This is a genomic window from Gammaproteobacteria bacterium (assembly GCA_016712635.1).
In the GTDB taxonomy this organism is placed as follows: domain Bacteria; phylum Pseudomonadota; class Gammaproteobacteria; order SZUA-140; family SZUA-140; genus JADJWH01.
In genome coordinates, this window is the sequence record JADJQS010000002.1 from 445,661 (window position 1) to 463,166 (window position 17,506).

Below are 17,506 nucleotides of genomic sequence, written 5' to 3' on the forward strand. Positions count from 1 at the left end.
TGTTACCGCCCTGGATCATCGTGATTATTATCAGTTGACCGGTCACATGTGCACGGCGCCGGCCTCGTCCCGCACCTTGCGTACCGTGCGTACGTATGGCAGGAATCCCGGCAGTGCCGATTGCAGACCGCGCACGGCCTCGCTGGCAGCGGCGAAACTGTCATAGCTGCCGTACAGTACGGACAGCATCGGATTTCCCCTGACCTCGCTGCGATAGATATAGACGTGGTCGAGCCGGTCGCGCACCTCGCCCCCGGAGAGCAGCCGGTCGATCTGCGGCGCGGCATCGCCCTCGGCCTGGAGGATCTGCACGCTGTAGTGATCGGGATCGGCGTTTGTCAGCCAGGCCTGCGTTGCCTCGAGACGGGATTCTGTTATTCCGGTGTGCGCGATTCGTCCGCATTCGCCCACCGCCTCCTCGCTGGCGGCGCCGCATACTGCCGGCGCCGGTTCCGGGGCGGGATCTTCGCAGGCGGATCCCCGGCCGGCCTCTGCAGCAGCAGGCGTGAAGCGGATCGACGAGGCCCACGCGGAAGCCGCCAGCGCGAGACCCGACAGGATGCCGCCCGCCCACATCGCGCCGGGGCCACGTGCGGAGAACTCGCTGTCGATGAGCGCAGCTCGCACATGCCGCGCCGTGATCACGCGTTCATCGGCGGAAAATGCCGCCAGCAGCGCCTTGTCGGCGAGGATGTTGAGACGGCGCATCAGGCCGCGCGAGGCCTTCGCGAAGGCGCGCACGGCATCGGCGGAGAACAGGTCCGGGCCCTGGTATCCGGCCTGCCGCAGGCGGAACATGAGATAGTCGCGCACGTCCTGCAATGACAGCGGCGGCAGATAAAAACCGTTGGTGATACGTTCCTTGATCTGGCGGACGTGGGCGGCGCCGAGATTGACGTCGAGTTCCGGCTGGCCGAACAGCACCACCTGCAGCAGTTTGTGCTTCTGGGTCTCCAGATTGCTCAGCAGGCGGATCTCTTCCAGGGTTTCCAGAGGCATGCCCTGCGCCTCCTCGACGAAGACGACGACCTGGCGGTCGTTCATGTGCTTCTTGAGCAGGTGCTCCTGCAGATGCTTCATCACTTCATAGCGGTTATCCCGTGCCTCGACCGTGAGCCCCATCTCGAACGCAATGGCATGCAGGATATGTTCGGGGGCGATGCTGGGGTTCGGCAGGTATACGATCTCGACGGACTGCGGCAGCTTCAGTTCCAGCATGCGGCACAGCATGGTCTTGCCGCTGCCGACTTCGCCCACGACCTTCGTGATGCCTTCACCCGACACGATGGCGTGCACGAGCGCCGCGAGGATGTCCCCGCGTGCGCCGCCGGAATAAAACAGCTGTGTATCAGGCGTTATCCTGTACGGGGGTTGATCCAACCCGAAATACGCATAGTACATAGCAGCCCTCGATCTGCCGGAACTCCGGCGTCCCGCCAGTCAAACCGGCGGAAAACCGGCTGTTCCGGCACCCATATGTTTCATATCCAGTTAATTAATCGCGGGAAATCCTTTTCCCCACACATGACAAGGCAAAAGCCATGCCAGTGGGTCAAGGCAGCCCGTGATCCGGGCGACAGGCAGATGAGGGAGACACGCGTCTGATTCCACACGGCGCACGCACTCCGGTGGAATCACCTTTACACGAGGCGAGATGGAAGAAGCCTGGACAAGGCGGGGCCGCGCCGCGTCGCGGCGGGATCAGGCCGGATCCTGCGGGCGCATAACCTGGCGGGGCGGAAGTGCCCCGTCCGCCACGCAGCCTGGTCGGTCAGCTGCCCAGAAAGATCGTGTACAACAGGTAACTGACCGGGACGCACATCAGCAACAACACGATGACAACATCAACGGGTTCAAACATGGCATTGCCTCCACGCGAGTTGACGTCGAGGCGATTATATCTCCATGAATCCTGCGCGGCACCATGACACCGGTCTTTTCGCGACTCGGACATTGAGTTAGAATCAGCCGGTCATTGGGGAGTAGCCGCCCTCGGCACGAGGGGTTCGCATCAACATACTTGCCCTGCAGGCATGGTGCGAACGGTTTCCGGATCTGGCGAGACCATTGGCTGCATCGCCTCCGGCATGGCCGGGGAGGCGGCGCGGTCATTGGATGTCAAGCCGGCCGGAGAGAACAATGGATGCGTTTCTGGTATCGACCGGTGTCGTCGCCCTGGCGGAAATGGGCGACAAGACCCAGCTGCTTTCCCTCCTGCTCGCCGCACGCTATCGCCAGCCTGCCGCCATCATCCTGGGCATCCTCTGCGCCACCCTCGCCAATCATGCCGCCGCCGCAGCACTGGGCGCCTGGATCACGGCATATCTCGGCTATGACAACCTGCGCTGGATCATCGGGGCCTCGTTCATCATTATGGCGTTCTGGATGCTGATACCGGATCGTCTCGACGGCTCAACCGCGAGCACGGTCAAACTGGGGGTTTTCGGCACCACCGTCATCGCATTTTTTCTGGCCGAGATGGGCGACAAGACACAGGTGGCGACCGTCGCCCTGGCGGCGCAATACACTTCCTTCTACGCTGTGGTGGCAGGCACCACCCTGGGGATGATGCTCGCCAATGTTCCCGCCGTCCTGCTTGGCGAGCGCGTCACAAAAAGGCTGCCGCTGCCCTGGATACATGGCGTGGCCGCCATGATCTTCGCACTGCTCGGAGTGACGGTACTGATGGGCGCGACAGTGCCCGGATAAACGTTATCACCGCATCCATGACAGAACGCCCCCGATACAGGCATAAAAAAAACCGGGCAAAGCGCTTTGCCCGGTGAGGCGATCGCAAGGGGGAATGCACGACCGTTGACCATGCAGACAGCTGAGACACACCAACGGCTGCCTCACAAGGGATACTCGCATCCCCTGTCCGCATGGGACGGCGCTGATTGTCGGGCGCCTGCGGACAAATGTAAATGCGGCAAAATGTCGCATCCCTGCCGGACAGTTCCTCGCCTATAATCGCGCAAGCATTGATTACCCACACTCCAGCATGGCCACCGAAGCAGCGGAAAACCGGATTACGCCAGTATCGCGCCAGACATGGCGTCGGATGCTCATTATCATATTCGCCATCCTGGTTCTCGAGTTAAGCGTAGGCGTCTGGATATACGTCGCCAGAAACATCTCCGTACCGGAGATCGACATTTCTGGCGTCACTGTATTTACGCCCCCAAACGACCTGCCCCCTTTTGACCTGACAGACCATGACCACCGGCCCTTCGATAACCACCGCCTGCGTGGGCGCTGGACCCTGGCAGTCTTCGGCTATACCTCCTGTCCGGATTTCTGTCCGACCACGCTGGCAGAGATGGCGCGCCTGTTCAATCGATTGTCCCAATCGCCCGAAGCAGGACAAGCGCCGCAGTTCGTGTTCATCAGCGTCGATCCCTATCGCGACACGCCGGAGCAACTGGCGTCATATGTCGGCTATTTCCGTCCCGACTTCCTGGGTGTGACGGGTGAAGCCGGAAAACTCCAACGCCTGAACGACAGCCTGGGGATTCACTTCGAATACGCCGACCCCGACACCAACCTGCCGATTCGCGATGTCCAGCATGAGCCCTCGATCGATCACTACATCGTCGATCACTATTCAGGTCTGCTGATCGTCGATCCACGGGGCCGCCTGGTCGCGACCCTGTTGCCGCCGTTCGAACTTGAACGGACGCTTGACGTCTATCACCAGTTGCGCAATCACTACGAGGGAGCATCGTGAAAAACACCATCTGCATAATCATGTTTGGCCTGTTTACCCTGGCATGCGTCAATAGCCAGGCTGGCGACATTACCGTCGATGATCCATGGATCCAGGAGGCGCCGCCCACAGCCAAGGCCATGGCGGGCTATCTCGGCATCACCAATCACTCGAAGGCGGCCATCATGCTGGAATCCGCCAGCAGCGCGGACTTCGGTTCGATCGAGATCCACTCCTCGGAGATACATGACGGCATGGTCCACATGCACAAGGAGCCTCACCTGGCGATCAGCCCCGCCGCGAGCCTCAAGCTCGAACCAGGCGGTTATCACCTGATGCTGATGAAAAGAAAGAGAAATTTACAAGCAGGCGACCGGGTCGGCATCAAGCTGCATTTCAGCAACGGCGAGGCCCTTCACATAGAAGCCGAGGTCCGTAAATAGCGTGTCACCTCCCCACGAGGATCTGCATGGTACTTATATGCCCCATTATGCAAAGTACCGCAGTGAACCCGTGTGAAAAAACTGAAGTAAACATGTATAGCCTTTTGTATTAATTAAAGTAATTACCAAATATCCCTATGCTGAACATGCGTGCGTCAATGCAGGCTGGCTTGTATGTTGTATTAATTTTAGTTAATATTTCGCAACATAATCGCTAGCGGGCACCAGCTACACAGCCTACTTTCCATATATATACGTCCTGGCGGTTTCTGTCTCCCAGCAGGCCATACCAACAGATGATTTACACCCTGGAGTCGGCTTCGGAAGGAAATACAAAGGCCCGGTGGGTTTCTTTGATTCTCGTTATCGGTCTGCACCTGGGCCTGGTCTGGGGGTTGTGGAATACCGAGATCCGATATGCCATCGAGCAAAGCACCCCGCTGTTTGTTTCCCTGATTGCGAAGACCCCGCCGAAGGAAGAGCCGACGCCAGAACCGCCCATACCGGATCCGGTTAAACCGAAGCCGGTCATAGAACCGCCGCTTCCCAAACCACAACAGATCGTATCCGAGGAACCGGTGCAGGATGTCGCAGAATTCACCGCGCCTCCGCCCGATCCGGTTCCGGTGGAGCCGGAACCGGCACCCGTAATCGAAGCGGCGCCGGTCATTGAACAGGTGTCACTGCCAGAACTCGCCGTCGCCTGTCCCGAGCGCAGCCCTCCGGTATACCCGGTGTGGTCAAAACGCATGCGCGAACAAGGCGAGGTAGTTTTACAGGTCTTCCTGGACAACACCGGGCGGGTCGTGCGGACAGAGATCAACCGCACCTCCGGATCGCCGCGCCTTGATGAAGCGGCGCTGCAGGCGGTACAACGCTGGCGCTGCCGCCCGGCTACCAAAGACGGCCGCCCGGTGTCTGCGGTCGCTCTTCAATCCATCAACTTCGTGATCAACTAAGAGAGCTGTCTTATGGAACATTCGCTCGGATTCTCACATTTCCTCTCGCAAGCGGACGCCGTCGGTAAAACAGTGCTGATCTTGTTGTTGCTGCTGTCCGTCGCAAGCTGGTATCTGATGATTACGAAGTATGTACAAAACTTCGTGGCCAGACGTCGCGCTGACGCCTTTCTCGCCCAGTTCTGGAACGCGGAGTCGCTGGAAGAAATCACTTCTATAGAAGAAAAAGTCGGCGCCAATAACGCGTTTGCGCGCCTAGCGCGCGAAGCATGCAACGCAGCGCAGAAAAATCACCGTGGCAAGCAAAAACTGGCCGCCGCAGGGGGAATCAACGAGTACCTCACGCGCGTGCTGCGTAACGCCATCGATCAGGAAACTGCCCGCGCGGAGCACGGATTGACACTGCTTGCCTCGGCCGGTTCGGCTTCACCCTACATAGGACTGTTCGGGACGGTATGGGGCATATATCACGCCCTGGTCTCCATCGGGCTGGCCGGCCAGGGAACCCTCGACAAGGTCGCGGGCCCGGTCGGGGAGGCGCTCATCATGACCGCCCTGGGTTTGGCCGTCGCAATCCCGGCAGTGCTCGCTTACAACTACTTCACGCGCTGTAATCGCCTAAGACTCGCCAAGCTGGAAGCCTTCGCCCATGACCTCATCACCCTGATGACCGTCGAGTTAGACGATCTCGAACCCAGCCAGGGCACCGCCCCGCGCCTCCTGCGCGCGGTCGGCAGCGCGGCGACCTGACGCGGGAGACGATCATGGCTCTGGGCAGCTTGCACGATAAATCCAAATCCGCCCCGGTAACGGAGATAAACGTCGTCCCGCTGGTCGATGTAATGCTGGTACTGCTGGTAATCTTCATCATCACCGCCCCCTTGCTCACACACTCGATCAAGATCGATCTGCCCAAGGCAAGCAACACCCCGAATCTCAGCCAGGCGGAACATATCGAACTCGCGGTAAAGGAAGACGGCGCCCTGTTCTGGAACGGTGAAGCGGTCGACATGGATTCACTCAGCCCGCGTTTCACTGCGGCGGCGGTCATTCAGCCGCAGCCGGAACTGCATATACACGCGGACCGCCTCACCCACTATGAAAATGTGGCCAAGGTGATGGCCATGGCGGGCAAGGCCGGCATGTCCCGCATAGGCTTCGTCACCGATCCCCACGATGGGCGATAGCAGGGGCACTTAGCCCGGGGCGTCATTAGGCGGTTTTCCCTCACCCAGTACTCCTCACATACCTCGCATAACCAGAATCGGTTATATGCGATGAAGCTACGTGCGGGTGAACCCCATTCGGCTTCCACTCCTCTCGCCGAAACACCTCACACCACATCAATTTGCAGACATAAGCCAGATCAATTCATATAGTTACTGCAATAAGTATCCGAGAAGGCGGTTGCGCACACATCAGGCATATCGCGACAATAAATTGACAAAAGCGTGATAGGCGTCATATAATTGGCACGTTCGAACGAGATTCATATAGCGGTAGCGAATCTTATCCGAACCAGTTGGTTCAGTCTGCAAAGCAAGCAGATTGTTAATAGAAACAAGCTTTTGTTCCCATATCACACCGTGATATAAGAACGGAGGTAAGCAGTTGTGAACGATTCAACAAATAAATCCAGACGTGACTTTCTTAAGAAAACTGCGTACGTAGTACCTGTAATCTTGACTTTGAAAGCCGCCCCATCCCTCGCCGGCACCGGTTCGCCCCACAAACCTCATGACGGGGGGCATCACAATGGCCATGGCTATCATGGTCACAAGAAGAAAGGCGGGCATTTCAATTTCTTCCAGAAATTGAAGTCTGCATTCAGGAATATTTTCTAACTCACTCCTCGCGACGCACGCCTTGGCTAAGGGTCTAGCATTAGACCCTTAGTTTTCATATTTGAGAATACCGAGCCACATCGCATGCACAGATCGCAAAGGATCTGATTCGGGCAGAAGTCAGGACGTTAAAAGGGAGACGTTACTCAAACTGTAAGTTATGGCGCGCCCGGAGAGATTCGAACTCCCGACCACCTGGTTCGTAGCCAGGTACTCTATCCAACTGAGCTACGGGCGCGTATAGATAAGCAGATCAAGACGATGTTTACTAGCCTTGCGCGCAAGACGGCAAGGCGGCGTATTTTATCAACATCAGCGCCGAGAGTTAAGAGTTCAACGGCAGTTTCATTTGTTTGGTCGAAATGGCGGAGAGAGAGGGATTCGAACCCTCGATGGAGCTTTTGACCCCATACTCCCTTAGCAGGGGAGCGCCTTCGGCCACTCGGCCATCTCTCCTGATACAACGCCTCCGGGTCGCCCCGGTCATTGTCCAAGCGGCTGATTCGCCAATCAAAGAGCGTGATAATACACTACCCTGCGGGATCTCGCGACCCACAGGGTAAAAAAATTAATCATCTTTCGAGCTATGAGGTCCAGCCATCCCTGTCGGGGTGGCCGATAAGGCGTGGCAAGGATTATGATTGAAAATAATGGCGTAGAGAGGTTTTGACGCGACCTTAATCGGGAGATTGCCGCGATTCAACCCTGAGCCTTCCCCTGAGGAATGTCTTTTTCCTGCTGGATACGCTGGTAGATCTCTTCACGATGGACAGTCACGTTCTTGGGCGCATTGACGCCGATACGAACCTGATTGCCCCTGACGCTGAGCACCGTTACCGTCACATCATCTCCGATCACCAGCGTTTCGCCCACACGGCGAGTCAAGATCAACATCTTTTGTCTCCTTACAGTAATAACCCTCTGTGGTTACGTTCCTGACTTCCCGTACCTGATTGTTCTTCTTATTCATCGGCTCTTCCCTCCAGAATCTTAAAAAACACACCATCCACATGATTCTTTTAGCTTTTTAAACCTCCCGCCACACCAAAATCATTCCTGTACGCTATGAAAACAGTGTCACGCCGCGTCCAAACCAAATGCTGAATGCAGGGCACGCACGCTCAACTCAAGATATTTCTCGTCGATGACCACCGAAATCTTGATCTCGGACGTTGAGATCATGCGAATATTGATCCCCTCGTCGGCCAGGGTGCGGAACATCTTGCTGGCGATGCCGGCATGAGACCGCATGCCCACCCCGACCAGAGATACCTTCACGATCTTGTTGTCGCCGATCACCTCACGGGCGCCCAGGCCTCTGGCGATGCGCTGGAGGATATCGAGCGCCTTGTCGTAATCATTGCGATGGACGGTGAAGGTGAAATCCGTCGTGGAGTCCTCGGCAATGTTCTGTACGATCATATCCACTTCGATATTGGCATCCGCCACCGGGCCGAGGATGCGGCTCGCGACCCCCGGCTGATCGGGGACCCCAAGCACCGTGAGCTTCGCCTCGTCGCGGTTGAATGCAATGCCTGAGATCAGGGCCTGTTCCATGTTTTCATCCTCGGCTGTAATCAAAGTTCCGGGTCCGTCTTCGAAGGAGGACAGGACGCGCAGGGGCACGTTGTACTTGCTGGCGAACTCTACCGAACGGATCTGCAGTACCTTCGCACCCAGGCTCGCCAATTCCAGCATCTCCTCGTAGGTCACACGATCCAGCCTTCGTGCGCGCGTCACCACGCGCGGGTCTGTGGTGTAGACCCCGTCGACGTCGGTATAGATCTGGCACTCGTCGGCCTTGAGCGCCGCCGCCAGCGCGACCCCGGTCGTATCCGATCCGCCGCGCCCAAGCGTGGTGATGTTGCCGTGCTCGTCCACGCCCTGAAATCCTGCAACCACGATCACGCTACCATCGGCGAGGTCGCGATGCAGGCGTGCTGCGTCGATCTCCACGATGCGCGCCTTGTTGTAAGCGCTATCGGTCAGGATGCGCACCTGTCCCCCGGTATACGATCGCGCGGGACAGCCCTGCGCCTCGAGCGCGATGGCGAGCAGTCCGATGGTGACCTGCTCTCCGGTGGCGAGGATCACATCCACCTCGCGGGGATTCGCCCGCGGCGATATCTCCCTGGCCAGCGCCAGCAGGCGGTTGGTCTCTCCGCTCATGGCGGATACCACCACCACAACCTGATGGCCCTGGTCACGCGTGGCGATGACCTTCTTCGCCACGTTCTCAATACGCCTGGGGTCGGCAACCGAGGTGCCGCCGTACTTCTGTACGATCAAAGCCATGTATGCACTTCCACCGAGAATAATGCAGAAAAATGAAGTCTATCTTAACATGGTCGGGACCACCCCCGGCCCGCTGGCCCTCACACCAGCCGCTCTCTCACCCAGTCCGGCACGGATTTCAGCGCAGCGGCCAGCATGGCGGGATTATTGCCGCCCGCCTGGGCCATATCCGGACGCCCGCCGCCCTTGCCATCGATCTGCTGGGCGACGTGGTTGGCGAGATCGGAGGCCTTCACCTTGCCGGTCTGATCCTGCGTCACCCCGGCCACCAGGCTCACCTTGCTGTCCTTGACCGTCGCCAGGACGACCACGGCCGAGCCGAGCTTGTTCTTCAATTGGTCCACCGTATCGCGCAGTGACTTGGGATCGGCATCGTCCAGCAGCGCGGCCAGCACCCTGCATCCGTTCACCTCCTGCGCCTGGGATGCCAGATCGTCGCCGGCGCTACTTGCCAGCACACCCTTGAGGCGGTCCAGTTCGCGCTCGAGATGACGGCTACGGTCGAGGATCTGCTCGACGCGCGCGACTACCTCGCCACGCCCGCCCTTGACCAGCGCCGCCAGCCGGTCGAGCTGCTGTTCATTTTCCGCCACCCAGGCCAGTGCACCTTCTCCCGTCAGGGCCTCGATACGGCGCACCCCGGCGGCCACTCCCGCCTCGGAAACGATCTTCATCAAGCCGATATCCCCGGCACGGCTTGCGTGTGTGCCGCCGCAGAGTTCCTTGGAAAAACCGCCTATCGTCAGCACACGCACACGGTCGCCGTACTTCTCTCCGAACAGGGCCATTGCGCCGACCGTGCGCGCTTCGTCGTAGCTCATCACCGTGGTCACGACCGGCGCATTGGCGCGGATCTGCGCGTTGACCAGCGTTTCGATCTGCTCGATCTGCGCGCGCGACAGCGCCTCGAAATGGGAGAAATCAAAGCGCAAACGACCGGGCTCCACCAGCGAGCCCTTCTGTGTCACATGTTCGCCGAGCACCTGGCGCAGGGCGGCGTGCAGCAGATGGGTTGCCGAATGATTGAGTGTGGTGGCGCGGCGCGCCGCCTCGTCCACGCGGGCCTCGACCGTCTCGCCGGTGCGTAGCGCGCCCTTGACCAGTTTTCCGATGTGCGCATAGGCGCCGCCCGGCAACTTCTGCGTGTCGCTCACGGCAAACACCGCCTGACCGGCAATCAGCTCACCGCGATCACCGGCCTGGCCGCCGGACTCGGCGTAGAACGGCGTTTTATCCAGGATCACCGCGCCCTCGTCGCCCGCGGCCAGCGCATCGACGCTTTGCTTGTCGCGCAGCAGGCCGGCGATGCGGCCCTGCTCGCGCAGGTGCTCATAACCGGTGAATTCGCTCTCGCAGCCGACCGCGGCCTGACCGCTGTAATCGACCTGGAAGTGCCCGGCGGCGCGGGCGCGGTCGCGTTGCGCAGCCATCTCGCGCTCGTAGCCTTCCATGTCTATGGTGATTCCGTACTTCAACGCGTAGTCGGCGGTCAAGTCCACCGGGAAACCGTAGGTATCGTAGAGCTTGAACACCACCGCGCCGGACAGGCGCTTGTCGCCCTTGGGCAGCGCGGCGATGCTCTCCTTCAGGATCTTCATGCCCTGGTCGAGCGTCTCCGCGAATCGCTCCTCCTCCTGCTTCAGCACGCGTTCGACCTGCGCGCGACCTCTGGCCAGCTCCGGGTAGGCCGCCCCCATCTCGTCGCTCAGGGGACCGACCAGCTTGTGGAAAAACGCATCGCGCATGCCGAGCTCATAACCGTGGCGGATGGCGCGACGGATGATGCGGCGCAGGACATAGCCGCGCCCCTCATTGGACGGCAGCACGCCGTCAACGATGAGGAACGCGGTCGAACGGATATGGTCGGCGATCACGCGCAGCGAGGCCTGCTCGAGCTCCTTCGTGCCGCACACATCGGCGGCGGCACGGATCAGGCTGCGGAACAGGTCGATGTCATAATTGCTGTGCACGCCCTGCATCACCGCCGCGAGGCGCTCCAGGCCCATGCCGGTATCCACCGACGGCTTCGGCAGCGGCGTCATGGCGCCGTGGGCGTCGCGGTTGTATTGCATGAACACGAGGTTCCAGATCTCGATGTAGCGGTCGCCGTCCGCCTCGGGCGTGCCGGGCGGCCCGCCGGCAATTCCCGGGCCGTGATCGTAGAAGATCTCGGTGCACGGACCGCACGGACCGGTATCCCCCATGGACCAGAAATTGTCATCGCCCGCGATGCGCGTTAAACGCTCCGGCGCGACCTTGATCTCCTTCAGCCAGATGTCGGCGGCCTCGTCGTCGTCCTGGTAGACCGTGACCCACAGCTTGTCCGCCGGGATGCCCAGCTCGCGCGTGAGGAACTCCCATCCGTAGCGGATCGCCTCGCGCTTGAAATAATCGCCGAAGCTGAAATTGCCGAGCATCTCGAAGAAGGTATGGTGGCGCGCTGTGTAGCCGACGTTCTCGAGATCGTTGTGCTTGCCGCCCGCGCGCACGCAGCGCTGCGAGCTGGCAGCTCGCCTGTAGGGCCGCTGCTCGTTGCCGAGGAAGACGTCCTTGAACTGGACCATGCCGGCGTTGGTGAACAGCAGCGTGGGGTCGTTGGCCGGCACCAGCGGGCTGCCCGCCACCACCTCGTGACCGTTACGCCGGAAATAGTCGAGAAACCTGCTGCGAAGCTCTGCGCTGCTTGTCATGCTGAGGAACTACCATTGCCGAATACGTTGCCATCCCTTACCGGATCACAGATCATCGCCATCCCTGAGCGCACTTCTGACCTGCCCCTCGGTAAACCCCCGATAACGCAAAAAACGCGCCTGCTGGGCGCGTTCGTTAAAACCCTGCGGAACATCGCTGCCGAAGCGCTTGCACCGCGCCGCCTGCGCGAGTTCACACCACGCCTCGTCCCGCGGATCGACGACTGTCTCGATCACTTCCGCCGGAACCGCGCGTTCGCGCAGGTCTGCGACGATGCGCAGCGGGCCCTGCCCGCGCAGACGGTGCGTATGGACGTAGGCCTCGGCGAAACGTGCATCGCTCAACAGGCCTTCGGTACGCAGTCGCTCGAGTTCGCTCGCGACGGCGTCCTCGTCGTCAAATCCTTTGGCGCGCAGCTTGACGCGCAGCTCGCCCACCGAATGTTCGCGCCGCGCCAGCAGATCCATGGCGCGGCGGCGAATCTCCGGCCCCGGATTTTGCCGGCGCTCGTCCGTCAGGCCTCAGCCTCGGCGGCTTCCGCCTCGCTCCCGGCCCCGCCCCTGGTGCTCACCGGCGCGGTCATCAGCTGGGCGCGGATCTTGCCTTCGATATCCTGCGCGAGCGCGGGATTCTGCTTGAGGTATTCGCGCGCATTGTCCTTGCCCTGGCCGATGCGTTCGCCCGCGTAGCTGTACCAGGCGCCGGATTTCTCAATGATGCCCGCCTGCACGCCGAGATTGATGATCTCGCCCTCGCGCGACACGCCCTCGCCGTAGAGGATGTCGAATTCGGCCTGCCTGAACGGCGGCGCCACCTTGTTCTTCACCACCTTGACGCGGGTCTCGCTGCCGACCACCTCTTCGCCCTTCTTGATCGCGCCGGTGCGGCGGATGTCCAGGCGCACCGAGGCGTAGAACTTGAGCGCGTTGCCGCCGGTGGTGGTCTCGGGGTTGCCGAACATGACGCCGATCTTCATGCGGATCTGGTTGATGAAGATCACCATGGTGTTGGAACGCTTGATGTTGGCGGTCAGCTTGCGCAGCGCCTGCGACATCAGGCGCGCCTGCAGGCCCATGTGGGAATCGCCCATTTCGCCCTCGATCTCCGCCTTCGGCGTCAGCGCCGCGACCGAGTCGATCACCACCACGTCGACCGCGCCGGAGCGCACCAGCATGTCGGTGATCTCGAGCGCCTGTTCGCCCGTATCGGGCTGCGAGACCAGCAGATCATCGACGTTCACGCCGATCTTCTGGGCATAGGACGGATCGAGCGCGTGCTCGGCATCGACGAACGCCGCGGTGCCGCCCGCTTTCTGCGCCTCGGCGATCACCTGCAGGGTGAGGGTGGTCTTGCCCGACGACTCGGGACCGTAGATCTCGATGACACGGCCGCGCGGCAGGCCGCCGATCCCGAGCGCGAGATCGAGGCCCAGCGAACCGGTGGAGATGATGCTGATATCGCGTTCCACCCCCGCGTCGCCCATGCGCATCACCGAACCCTTGCCGAACTGACGCTCGATCTGGCTCAATGCCGCCGTCAATGCCTTACGCTTGTTTTCTTCCATTGTCTCCCCCTGCTGATCCGTATGAATCGGCCGTCCGTTGCACGATTGCGATTGCGTGAAACCTAACGCCCGGATTATCCCATAGAATGACCGCGCTGTAACACCCCACGCCCGGTGCCAGGCACCGCACCGGCAGGCGTGCGCAGCCGCCGAAAAATCCCGGCGGGAGGTGTCGACCGATCAACCACTTATTGAGCCCGACTCGTGCGCATTATCAACGGGATTCGGACGACAGCGGCCAGGAATTCAGCACCAGATAGGCGCTGCGGCCCGCGGCGGGAATGGACTCCATCAGCGAATAGGATGAGACACTCCAGCGCACCGGCTCGATCGCGTCCACCCGGGGCGGCCGCGATACTTTACGGGCCAGCGTCATGTGCGGGAGATAGGGACGCGTCTCGGCCGCGAAACCGCAGGCCCCCACGGCCGCGCGCAGATGCCCGACCAGGGCGTACAGGGGAGGCGGGACCTCGCGCGGCCCCAGCCACAGGATGCGGGGTCGTCCCCAGTAACCCACCCGCTCGAGCGACAGCTCGAAGGCGGCACCCGGGATGCCGGCCACGGCGCGCTCGACAGCGGTGACGCGCCCGGCCTCGACATCCCCGATAAAGACCAGGGTGACATGGAGATTCCCGATCGGCTCGGCGCGTCCGTTGCTGAGAATCAGGTGCCTGTCGATCCGCTCCTGCAGGCGGCGGCGCATCTCGTCATCAGGCCACAGCGCGAAAAAGAGCCGGCGCCTCCGGCCGTGCGGCACCGCGCCCTCACTGCTTCCCGCGCCGCTGTCCGACAAGATCAATCACTCCATCGAGTGCCGCCGCCACCGCCTGACGTCGCACGGCAGCGCGATCTCCATGGAACTGCCGGGTCTCGCTGCGCATGGGCAGTCCCGCGCCGCCCCACGCCAGGCATACCGTTCCAACCGGCTTGACCGGCGTGCCCCCGTCCGGACCGGCGATGCCGCTGACCGCGACGGCCACCTGGGCCGCGCTGTGCTGCAGCGCGCCCGCGACCATCTCACGGACGACGGCTTCGCTCACTGCGCCGTGGGCAAGCAGCGTCGCCTCCTGTACGCCAAGCATATCGCGCTTGGCGGCGTTGCTGTAGGTGACGAAGCCGCGCTCGAACCACGCGGAACTGCCCGGCACCGAGGTTACCGCGGCGGCGATGCCACCGCCGGTACAGGACTCCGCCGTGGCGAGCATGAACCGGTGCCCGCCCAGCAGGGCGCCGAGGCGATACGCCAGGCGGTCCATCTCCTCATCCATCGGTCTCTCCGCTCATCCCGGTTACCGGCCATCGCCGGGACCGCTTTTTATCCGCGCGTTATCCGGTATAGTAGCGTGCCTGTCAGACCCATCGCAAAACTACAGGTATCGCATTTGGCGCACAAATCACTGGAATTCATCGCAACGTTGCTGGTGCACCTGCTGCCGCATCACGCCTGCGCCCGCCTGATGCGCCGGCTGGCGCGCGTGCGCACCTCGGCGGTCAAGGATTTCCTGATCCGGCGTTTCATCGCACGCTATCGCGTCGATATGGCCGAGGCCCGCCAGCCCGATCCGGCCGCTTATCCCGATTTCAACAGCTTTTTCACCCGCGCTCTCGCACCGGGCGCGCGCCCGGTCGTCACCGGCGCAGGGGAGATCGCCTGTCCGGTCGACGGGGCGGTCAGCCAGGCCGGCGCGATCGAGCGGGGCCGTCTGCTTCAGGCCAAGGGTATCGAGTACACGCTGACCGCCCTGCTCGGCGGGGACGGGGATCTCGCCGACCGCTTTGTGGGCGGGGAGTTCGCCACCCTGTACCTGTCACCGCGCGACTATCACCGCGTCCATATGCCCTGCACCGGTACCCTCGCGGAGACGCGTTACGTACCGGGGCGGCTGTTCAGCGTGAACGACTATTCCACCCGCCACGTGCGCAATCTGTTCGCCCGCAATGAGCGGCTCGTCACCCTGTTCGAGACGGCGAACGGGCCGATGGCGCTCATCCTGGTCGGCGCCTTCTTCGTTGCCGGCATCGAGACCGTCTGGACCGGCGAGGTCTCGCGCAGGCGCCCGCAGGGTTCCTGGCAGCGCTACCGGCACGGCCGCTCGGTGACGGTGGAACTCGAACGCGGCGAGGAAATGGGCCGCTTCAACATGGGTTCCACCGTCATCGTGCTGTTCGGCCCGGGACGGGTACGCTGGGCGGAAACCCTCGTGCCGGGCGCGAAGGTGAGAATGGGTGAGTTGATGGGCCGGGTAACGGTAAGGAGTAAGGAGTGAGGAGTGAGTGATGCGTTAGGCGAAAATGATGAAAAACCAGGGGATATTTTTCACACCGAACGCCTCACACCTCACTCCTGACGCCTCACTACTCACGCCCTGTCCAGCGGAAACGCCAGCACCTCCGCGATCGATTTCGCCCCGAGCGCGGCCATCACCAGTCGGTCGACCCCGAGCGCCACTCCGGAGCAATCGGGCAGCCCGTGTTCGAGGGCCGCAAGCAGGTGCTCGTCCGGTACGACATCCGGCAGGCCGTCGCGGCGGCGGCGTGCGCGGTCGCGCTCGAAGCGGGTGCGCTGTTCGGCCGCATCGGCGAGTTCGCGGAAGCCGTTGGCGATTTCCATGCCGTTGATATAAAGCTCGAAGCGTTCAGCCACCGGCAAAGGTCCGGGCCGGATGCGCGCCAGCGCGGCCTGGCCGGGCGGATAATCGTGGACGAAACACGGCGTTCCGGCGCCCAGCCCCGGCTCGATGAAATGGGTCAGCAGCAGGTCGAGCCAGGCCTCCGGCTCGGGGAGCGACATTTCTTCGCTGCGCGCCAGCCCCAGCCGGCGTGCGCAGCCGCGCAGCTCTTCCATCGATGCCACGAACGGATCGACCTTCAGCCGGCGCCGGAACAGATCCTGGTAGCTCACCCGTTCGAAGCGCCGGTCCAGTCCCAGCACCTCCGCCACCAGCGCCTCGACCTCGTCCATCATCGCGGACAGATCGAAACCGGGCCGGTACCATTCGAGCAGGGTGAATTCCGGATTGTGCAGGCGACCGGACTCGCCGTCGCGAAAGGACTTGGCGATCTGGTAGATCGGCCCGCTGCCTGCGGCGAGCAGCCGCTTCATGGCGAATTCGGGTGACGTCTGCAGATACATGGGTTGTCCGGCGGGGAATCCCGGACCGGTGTAATGGGACTGCAGGCTGGCGAGGTGGGGATCGGTCACGGCGGCGGCGGAAAGCGCGGGGGTTTCCGTCTCGAACACGCCGCGCGCGGCAAAGAAGGCGCGTATCCGCGCCAGCAGGGCCGCGCGGGCGCGCAGATTGGCCAGCGGCGCGCTGGGACGCCAGTCGAGCGATGCGTCGGGGACGGACTTGAAGTCCGCCCCCGTGCCAGTGGATTGATCGTCGCTGCTGTTCGTAGCGCTCAAGTCTTCACGCGGGAGACATATTCCCCGCTGCGGGTGTCCACCTTGATCGTCTCGCCCTGATTGACGAACAGCGGGACGCGCACCACCGACCCGGTCTCCAGCGTCGCGGGCTTACCGCCGCCGCCCGAGGTATCGCCGCGCACGCCGGGATCGGTCTCGGTGATGACCAGCTCGACGAAGTTGGGCGGGGTCACCGCCAGCGGCGCATCGTTCCACAAGGTCACGATGCAGGTTTCCTGGCCCTTGAGCCACTGCGTGGCGTCACCCAGCGCCGCCATGGGCACCATGTATTGCTCGAATGTTTCCGGCAGCATGAAGTGCCAGAACTCGCCGTCGTTGTAGAGATACTGCATCTCCGTGTCCATCACATCGGCGCCTTCCAGCGTCTCGCCTGACTTGTAGGTGCGCTCGTTGATGCGGCCGGTCTTGAGGTTGCGGTACTTGACGCGGGTGAAGGCCTGCCCCTTCCCGGGCTTGACGAAATCGAGATCGACGATGTTACAGGGATCGTTGTCGATCATGACCTTGAGGCCGTTTTTGAATTCGTTGGTGCTGTAGACTGCCATTGTAGTTTCCCAGTGGTTGATGAAAGGGTGCT

General features: G+C 61.7%; 17 protein-coding genes and 2 tRNA genes. 7 read left to right on the forward strand and 12 right to left on the reverse strand.

Translation table 11 applies throughout. The features are described from left to right. Positions 1–42 precede the first annotated feature (42 nt). Positions 43–1,401 carry an AAA family ATPase gene (locus tag IPK65_05350; protein ID MBK8162578.1) on the reverse strand — a complete coding sequence of 453 codons (1,359 nt, stop codon included), beginning with the start codon at positions 1,399–1,401 and terminating at the stop codon, positions 43–45. Positions 1,402–2,139: 738 nt separating this feature from the next. Here IPK65_05350 and IPK65_05355 point away from each other — a divergent pair. From IPK65_05355 to IPK65_05380, 6 genes are all read left to right on the forward strand, one after another. Continuing rightward, positions 2,140–2,709, forward strand: coding sequence for a TMEM165/GDT1 family protein (locus IPK65_05355; protein ID MBK8162579.1), 570 nt, complete (start codon positions 2,140–2,142; stop codon positions 2,707–2,709). 292 nt (positions 2,710–3,001) lie between these two features. After that, positions 3,002–3,727 (forward strand): SCO family protein, encoded by a 726-nt coding sequence (locus IPK65_05360; GenBank protein ID MBK8162580.1) that lies wholly within the window; start codon positions 3,002–3,004, stop codon positions 3,725–3,727. Then, a complete protein-coding gene (locus tag IPK65_05365; GenBank protein ID MBK8162581.1) occupies positions 3,724–4,149 on the forward strand; it encodes a copper chaperone PCu(A)C in 426 nt (141 codons plus the stop codon). The genes IPK65_05360 and IPK65_05365 overlap by 4 nt, the downstream gene beginning before the upstream one ends. Positions 4,150–4,445: 296 nt before the next feature. Continuing rightward, positions 4,446–5,108 (forward strand): energy transducer TonB, encoded by a 663-nt coding sequence (locus tag IPK65_05370; protein MBK8162582.1) that lies wholly within the window; start codon positions 4,446–4,448, stop codon positions 5,106–5,108. A gap of 12 nt (positions 5,109–5,120) precedes the next feature. Beyond that, on the forward strand, positions 5,121–5,858 hold the full coding sequence (locus IPK65_05375) for a MotA/TolQ/ExbB proton channel family protein (GenBank protein ID MBK8162583.1): 738 nt from the start codon (positions 5,121–5,123) through the stop codon (positions 5,856–5,858). A gap of 14 nt (positions 5,859–5,872) precedes the next feature. Further along, entirely contained in the window at positions 5,873–6,295 is a 423-nt protein-coding gene (locus tag IPK65_05380) for a biopolymer transporter ExbD (GenBank protein MBK8162584.1), read from the forward strand. Positions 6,296–7,113: 818 nt separating this feature from the next. Here the strand turns inward: IPK65_05380 and IPK65_05385 are convergent. The 9 genes from IPK65_05385 to IPK65_05425 all read right to left on the reverse strand — a co-directional run bounded on the left by IPK65_05385 (position 7,114) and on the right by IPK65_05425 (position 14,770). Then, positions 7,114–7,190: transfer RNA gene (locus IPK65_05385), tRNA-Arg, on the reverse strand. A 125-nt stretch (positions 7,191–7,315) separates the two neighbouring features. Continuing rightward, a tRNA-Ser gene (locus IPK65_05390) sits at positions 7,316–7,408 on the reverse strand. 243 nt (positions 7,409–7,651) lie between these two features. Next, a complete protein-coding gene (csrA, locus tag IPK65_05395; protein MBK8162585.1) occupies positions 7,652–7,846 on the reverse strand; it encodes a carbon storage regulator CsrA in 195 nt (64 codons plus the stop codon). Between the two features lie 183 nt (positions 7,847–8,029). After that, positions 8,030–9,247 carry an aspartate kinase gene (locus IPK65_05400; GenBank protein ID MBK8162586.1) on the reverse strand — a complete coding sequence of 406 codons (1,218 nt, stop codon included), beginning with the start codon at positions 9,245–9,247 and terminating at the stop codon, positions 8,030–8,032. An 80-nt stretch (positions 9,248–9,327) separates the two neighbouring features. Then, positions 9,328–11,937 (reverse strand): alanine--tRNA ligase, encoded by a 2,610-nt coding sequence (gene alaS, locus IPK65_05405; GenBank protein ID MBK8162587.1) that lies wholly within the window; start codon positions 11,935–11,937, stop codon positions 9,328–9,330. A 45-nt stretch (positions 11,938–11,982) separates the two neighbouring features. Next, a complete protein-coding gene (locus IPK65_05410; protein ID MBK8162588.1) occupies positions 11,983–12,405 on the reverse strand; it encodes a regulatory protein RecX in 423 nt (140 codons plus the stop codon). A 47-nt stretch (positions 12,406–12,452) separates the two neighbouring features. Further along, positions 12,453–13,502, reverse strand: a complete 1,050-nt coding sequence (recA, locus tag IPK65_05415; protein ID MBK8162589.1) for a recombinase RecA — start codon at positions 13,500–13,502, stop codon at positions 12,453–12,455. 214 nt (positions 13,503–13,716) lie between these two features. Continuing rightward, a complete protein-coding gene (gene thpR, locus IPK65_05420; GenBank protein MBK8162590.1) occupies positions 13,717–14,295 on the reverse strand; it encodes an RNA 2',3'-cyclic phosphodiesterase in 579 nt (192 codons plus the stop codon). Further along, positions 14,267–14,770 (reverse strand): CinA family protein, encoded by a 504-nt coding sequence (locus tag IPK65_05425; protein ID MBK8162591.1) that lies wholly within the window; start codon positions 14,768–14,770, stop codon positions 14,267–14,269. The genes thpR and IPK65_05425 overlap by 29 nt, the downstream gene beginning before the upstream one ends. 189 nt (positions 14,771–14,959) lie before the next feature. Here IPK65_05425 and psd point away from each other — a divergent pair, with 189 nt between their 5' ends. Beyond that, positions 14,960–15,769: a phosphatidylserine decarboxylase gene (psd, locus tag IPK65_05430; protein MBK8162592.1), complete on the forward strand. Its 810-nt coding sequence runs from the start codon at positions 14,960–14,962 to the stop codon at positions 15,767–15,769. Between the two features lie 92 nt (positions 15,770–15,861). On the opposite strand, the gene genX is transcribed toward psd, so the two are convergent. Together genX and efp are read right to left on the reverse strand one after the other, a co-directional pair. Then, on the reverse strand, positions 15,862–16,908 hold the full coding sequence (gene genX / locus IPK65_05435) for an EF-P lysine aminoacylase GenX (GenBank protein MBK8162593.1): 1,047 nt from the start codon (positions 16,906–16,908) through the stop codon (positions 15,862–15,864). Beyond that, a complete protein-coding gene (gene efp, locus IPK65_05440) occupies positions 16,905–17,474 on the reverse strand; it encodes an elongation factor P (protein MBK8162594.1) in 570 nt (189 codons plus the stop codon). The genes genX and efp overlap by 4 nt, the downstream gene beginning before the upstream one ends. Positions 17,475–17,506 lie beyond the last annotated feature (32 nt).

Coding starts and splice junctions, on each gene's coding strand:
- IPK65_05350 (MBK8162578.1), bottom strand. CDS start 1,401: ATGTACTATGCGTATTTCGGGTTGGATCAACCCCCGTACAGGATAACG.
- IPK65_05355 (MBK8162579.1), top strand. CDS start 2,140: ATGGATGCGTTTCTGGTATCGACCGGTGTCGTCGCCCTGGCGGAAATG.
- IPK65_05360 (MBK8162580.1), top strand. CDS start 3,002: ATGGCCACCGAAGCAGCGGAAAACCGGATTACGCCAGTATCGCGCCAG.
- IPK65_05370 (MBK8162582.1), top strand. CDS start 4,446: ATGATTTACACCCTGGAGTCGGCTTCGGAAGGAAATACAAAGGCCCGG.
- IPK65_05375 (MBK8162583.1), top strand. CDS start 5,121: ATGGAACATTCGCTCGGATTCTCACATTTCCTCTCGCAAGCGGACGCC.
- IPK65_05380 (MBK8162584.1), top strand. CDS start 5,873: ATGGCTCTGGGCAGCTTGCACGATAAATCCAAATCCGCCCCGGTAACG.
- csrA (MBK8162585.1), bottom strand. CDS start 7,846: ATGTTGATCTTGACTCGCCGTGTGGGCGAAACGCTGGTGATCGGAGAT.
- IPK65_05400 (MBK8162586.1), bottom strand. CDS start 9,247: ATGGCTTTGATCGTACAGAAGTACGGCGGCACCTCGGTTGCCGACCCC.
- alaS (MBK8162587.1), bottom strand. CDS start 11,937: ATGACAAGCAGCGCAGAGCTTCGCAGCAGGTTTCTCGACTATTTCCGG.
- IPK65_05410 (MBK8162588.1), bottom strand. CDS start 12,405: ATGGATCTGCTGGCGCGGCGCGAACATTCGGTGGGCGAGCTGCGCGTC.
- recA (MBK8162589.1), bottom strand. CDS start 13,502: ATGGAAGAAAACAAGCGTAAGGCATTGACGGCGGCATTGAGCCAGATC.
- IPK65_05425 (MBK8162591.1), bottom strand. CDS start 14,770: ATGGATGAGGAGATGGACCGCCTGGCGTATCGCCTCGGCGCCCTGCTG.
- psd (MBK8162592.1), top strand. CDS start 14,960: ATGCGCCGGCTGGCGCGCGTGCGCACCTCGGCGGTCAAGGATTTCCTG.
- efp (MBK8162594.1), bottom strand. CDS start 17,474: ATGGCAGTCTACAGCACCAACGAATTCAAAAACGGCCTCAAGGTCATG.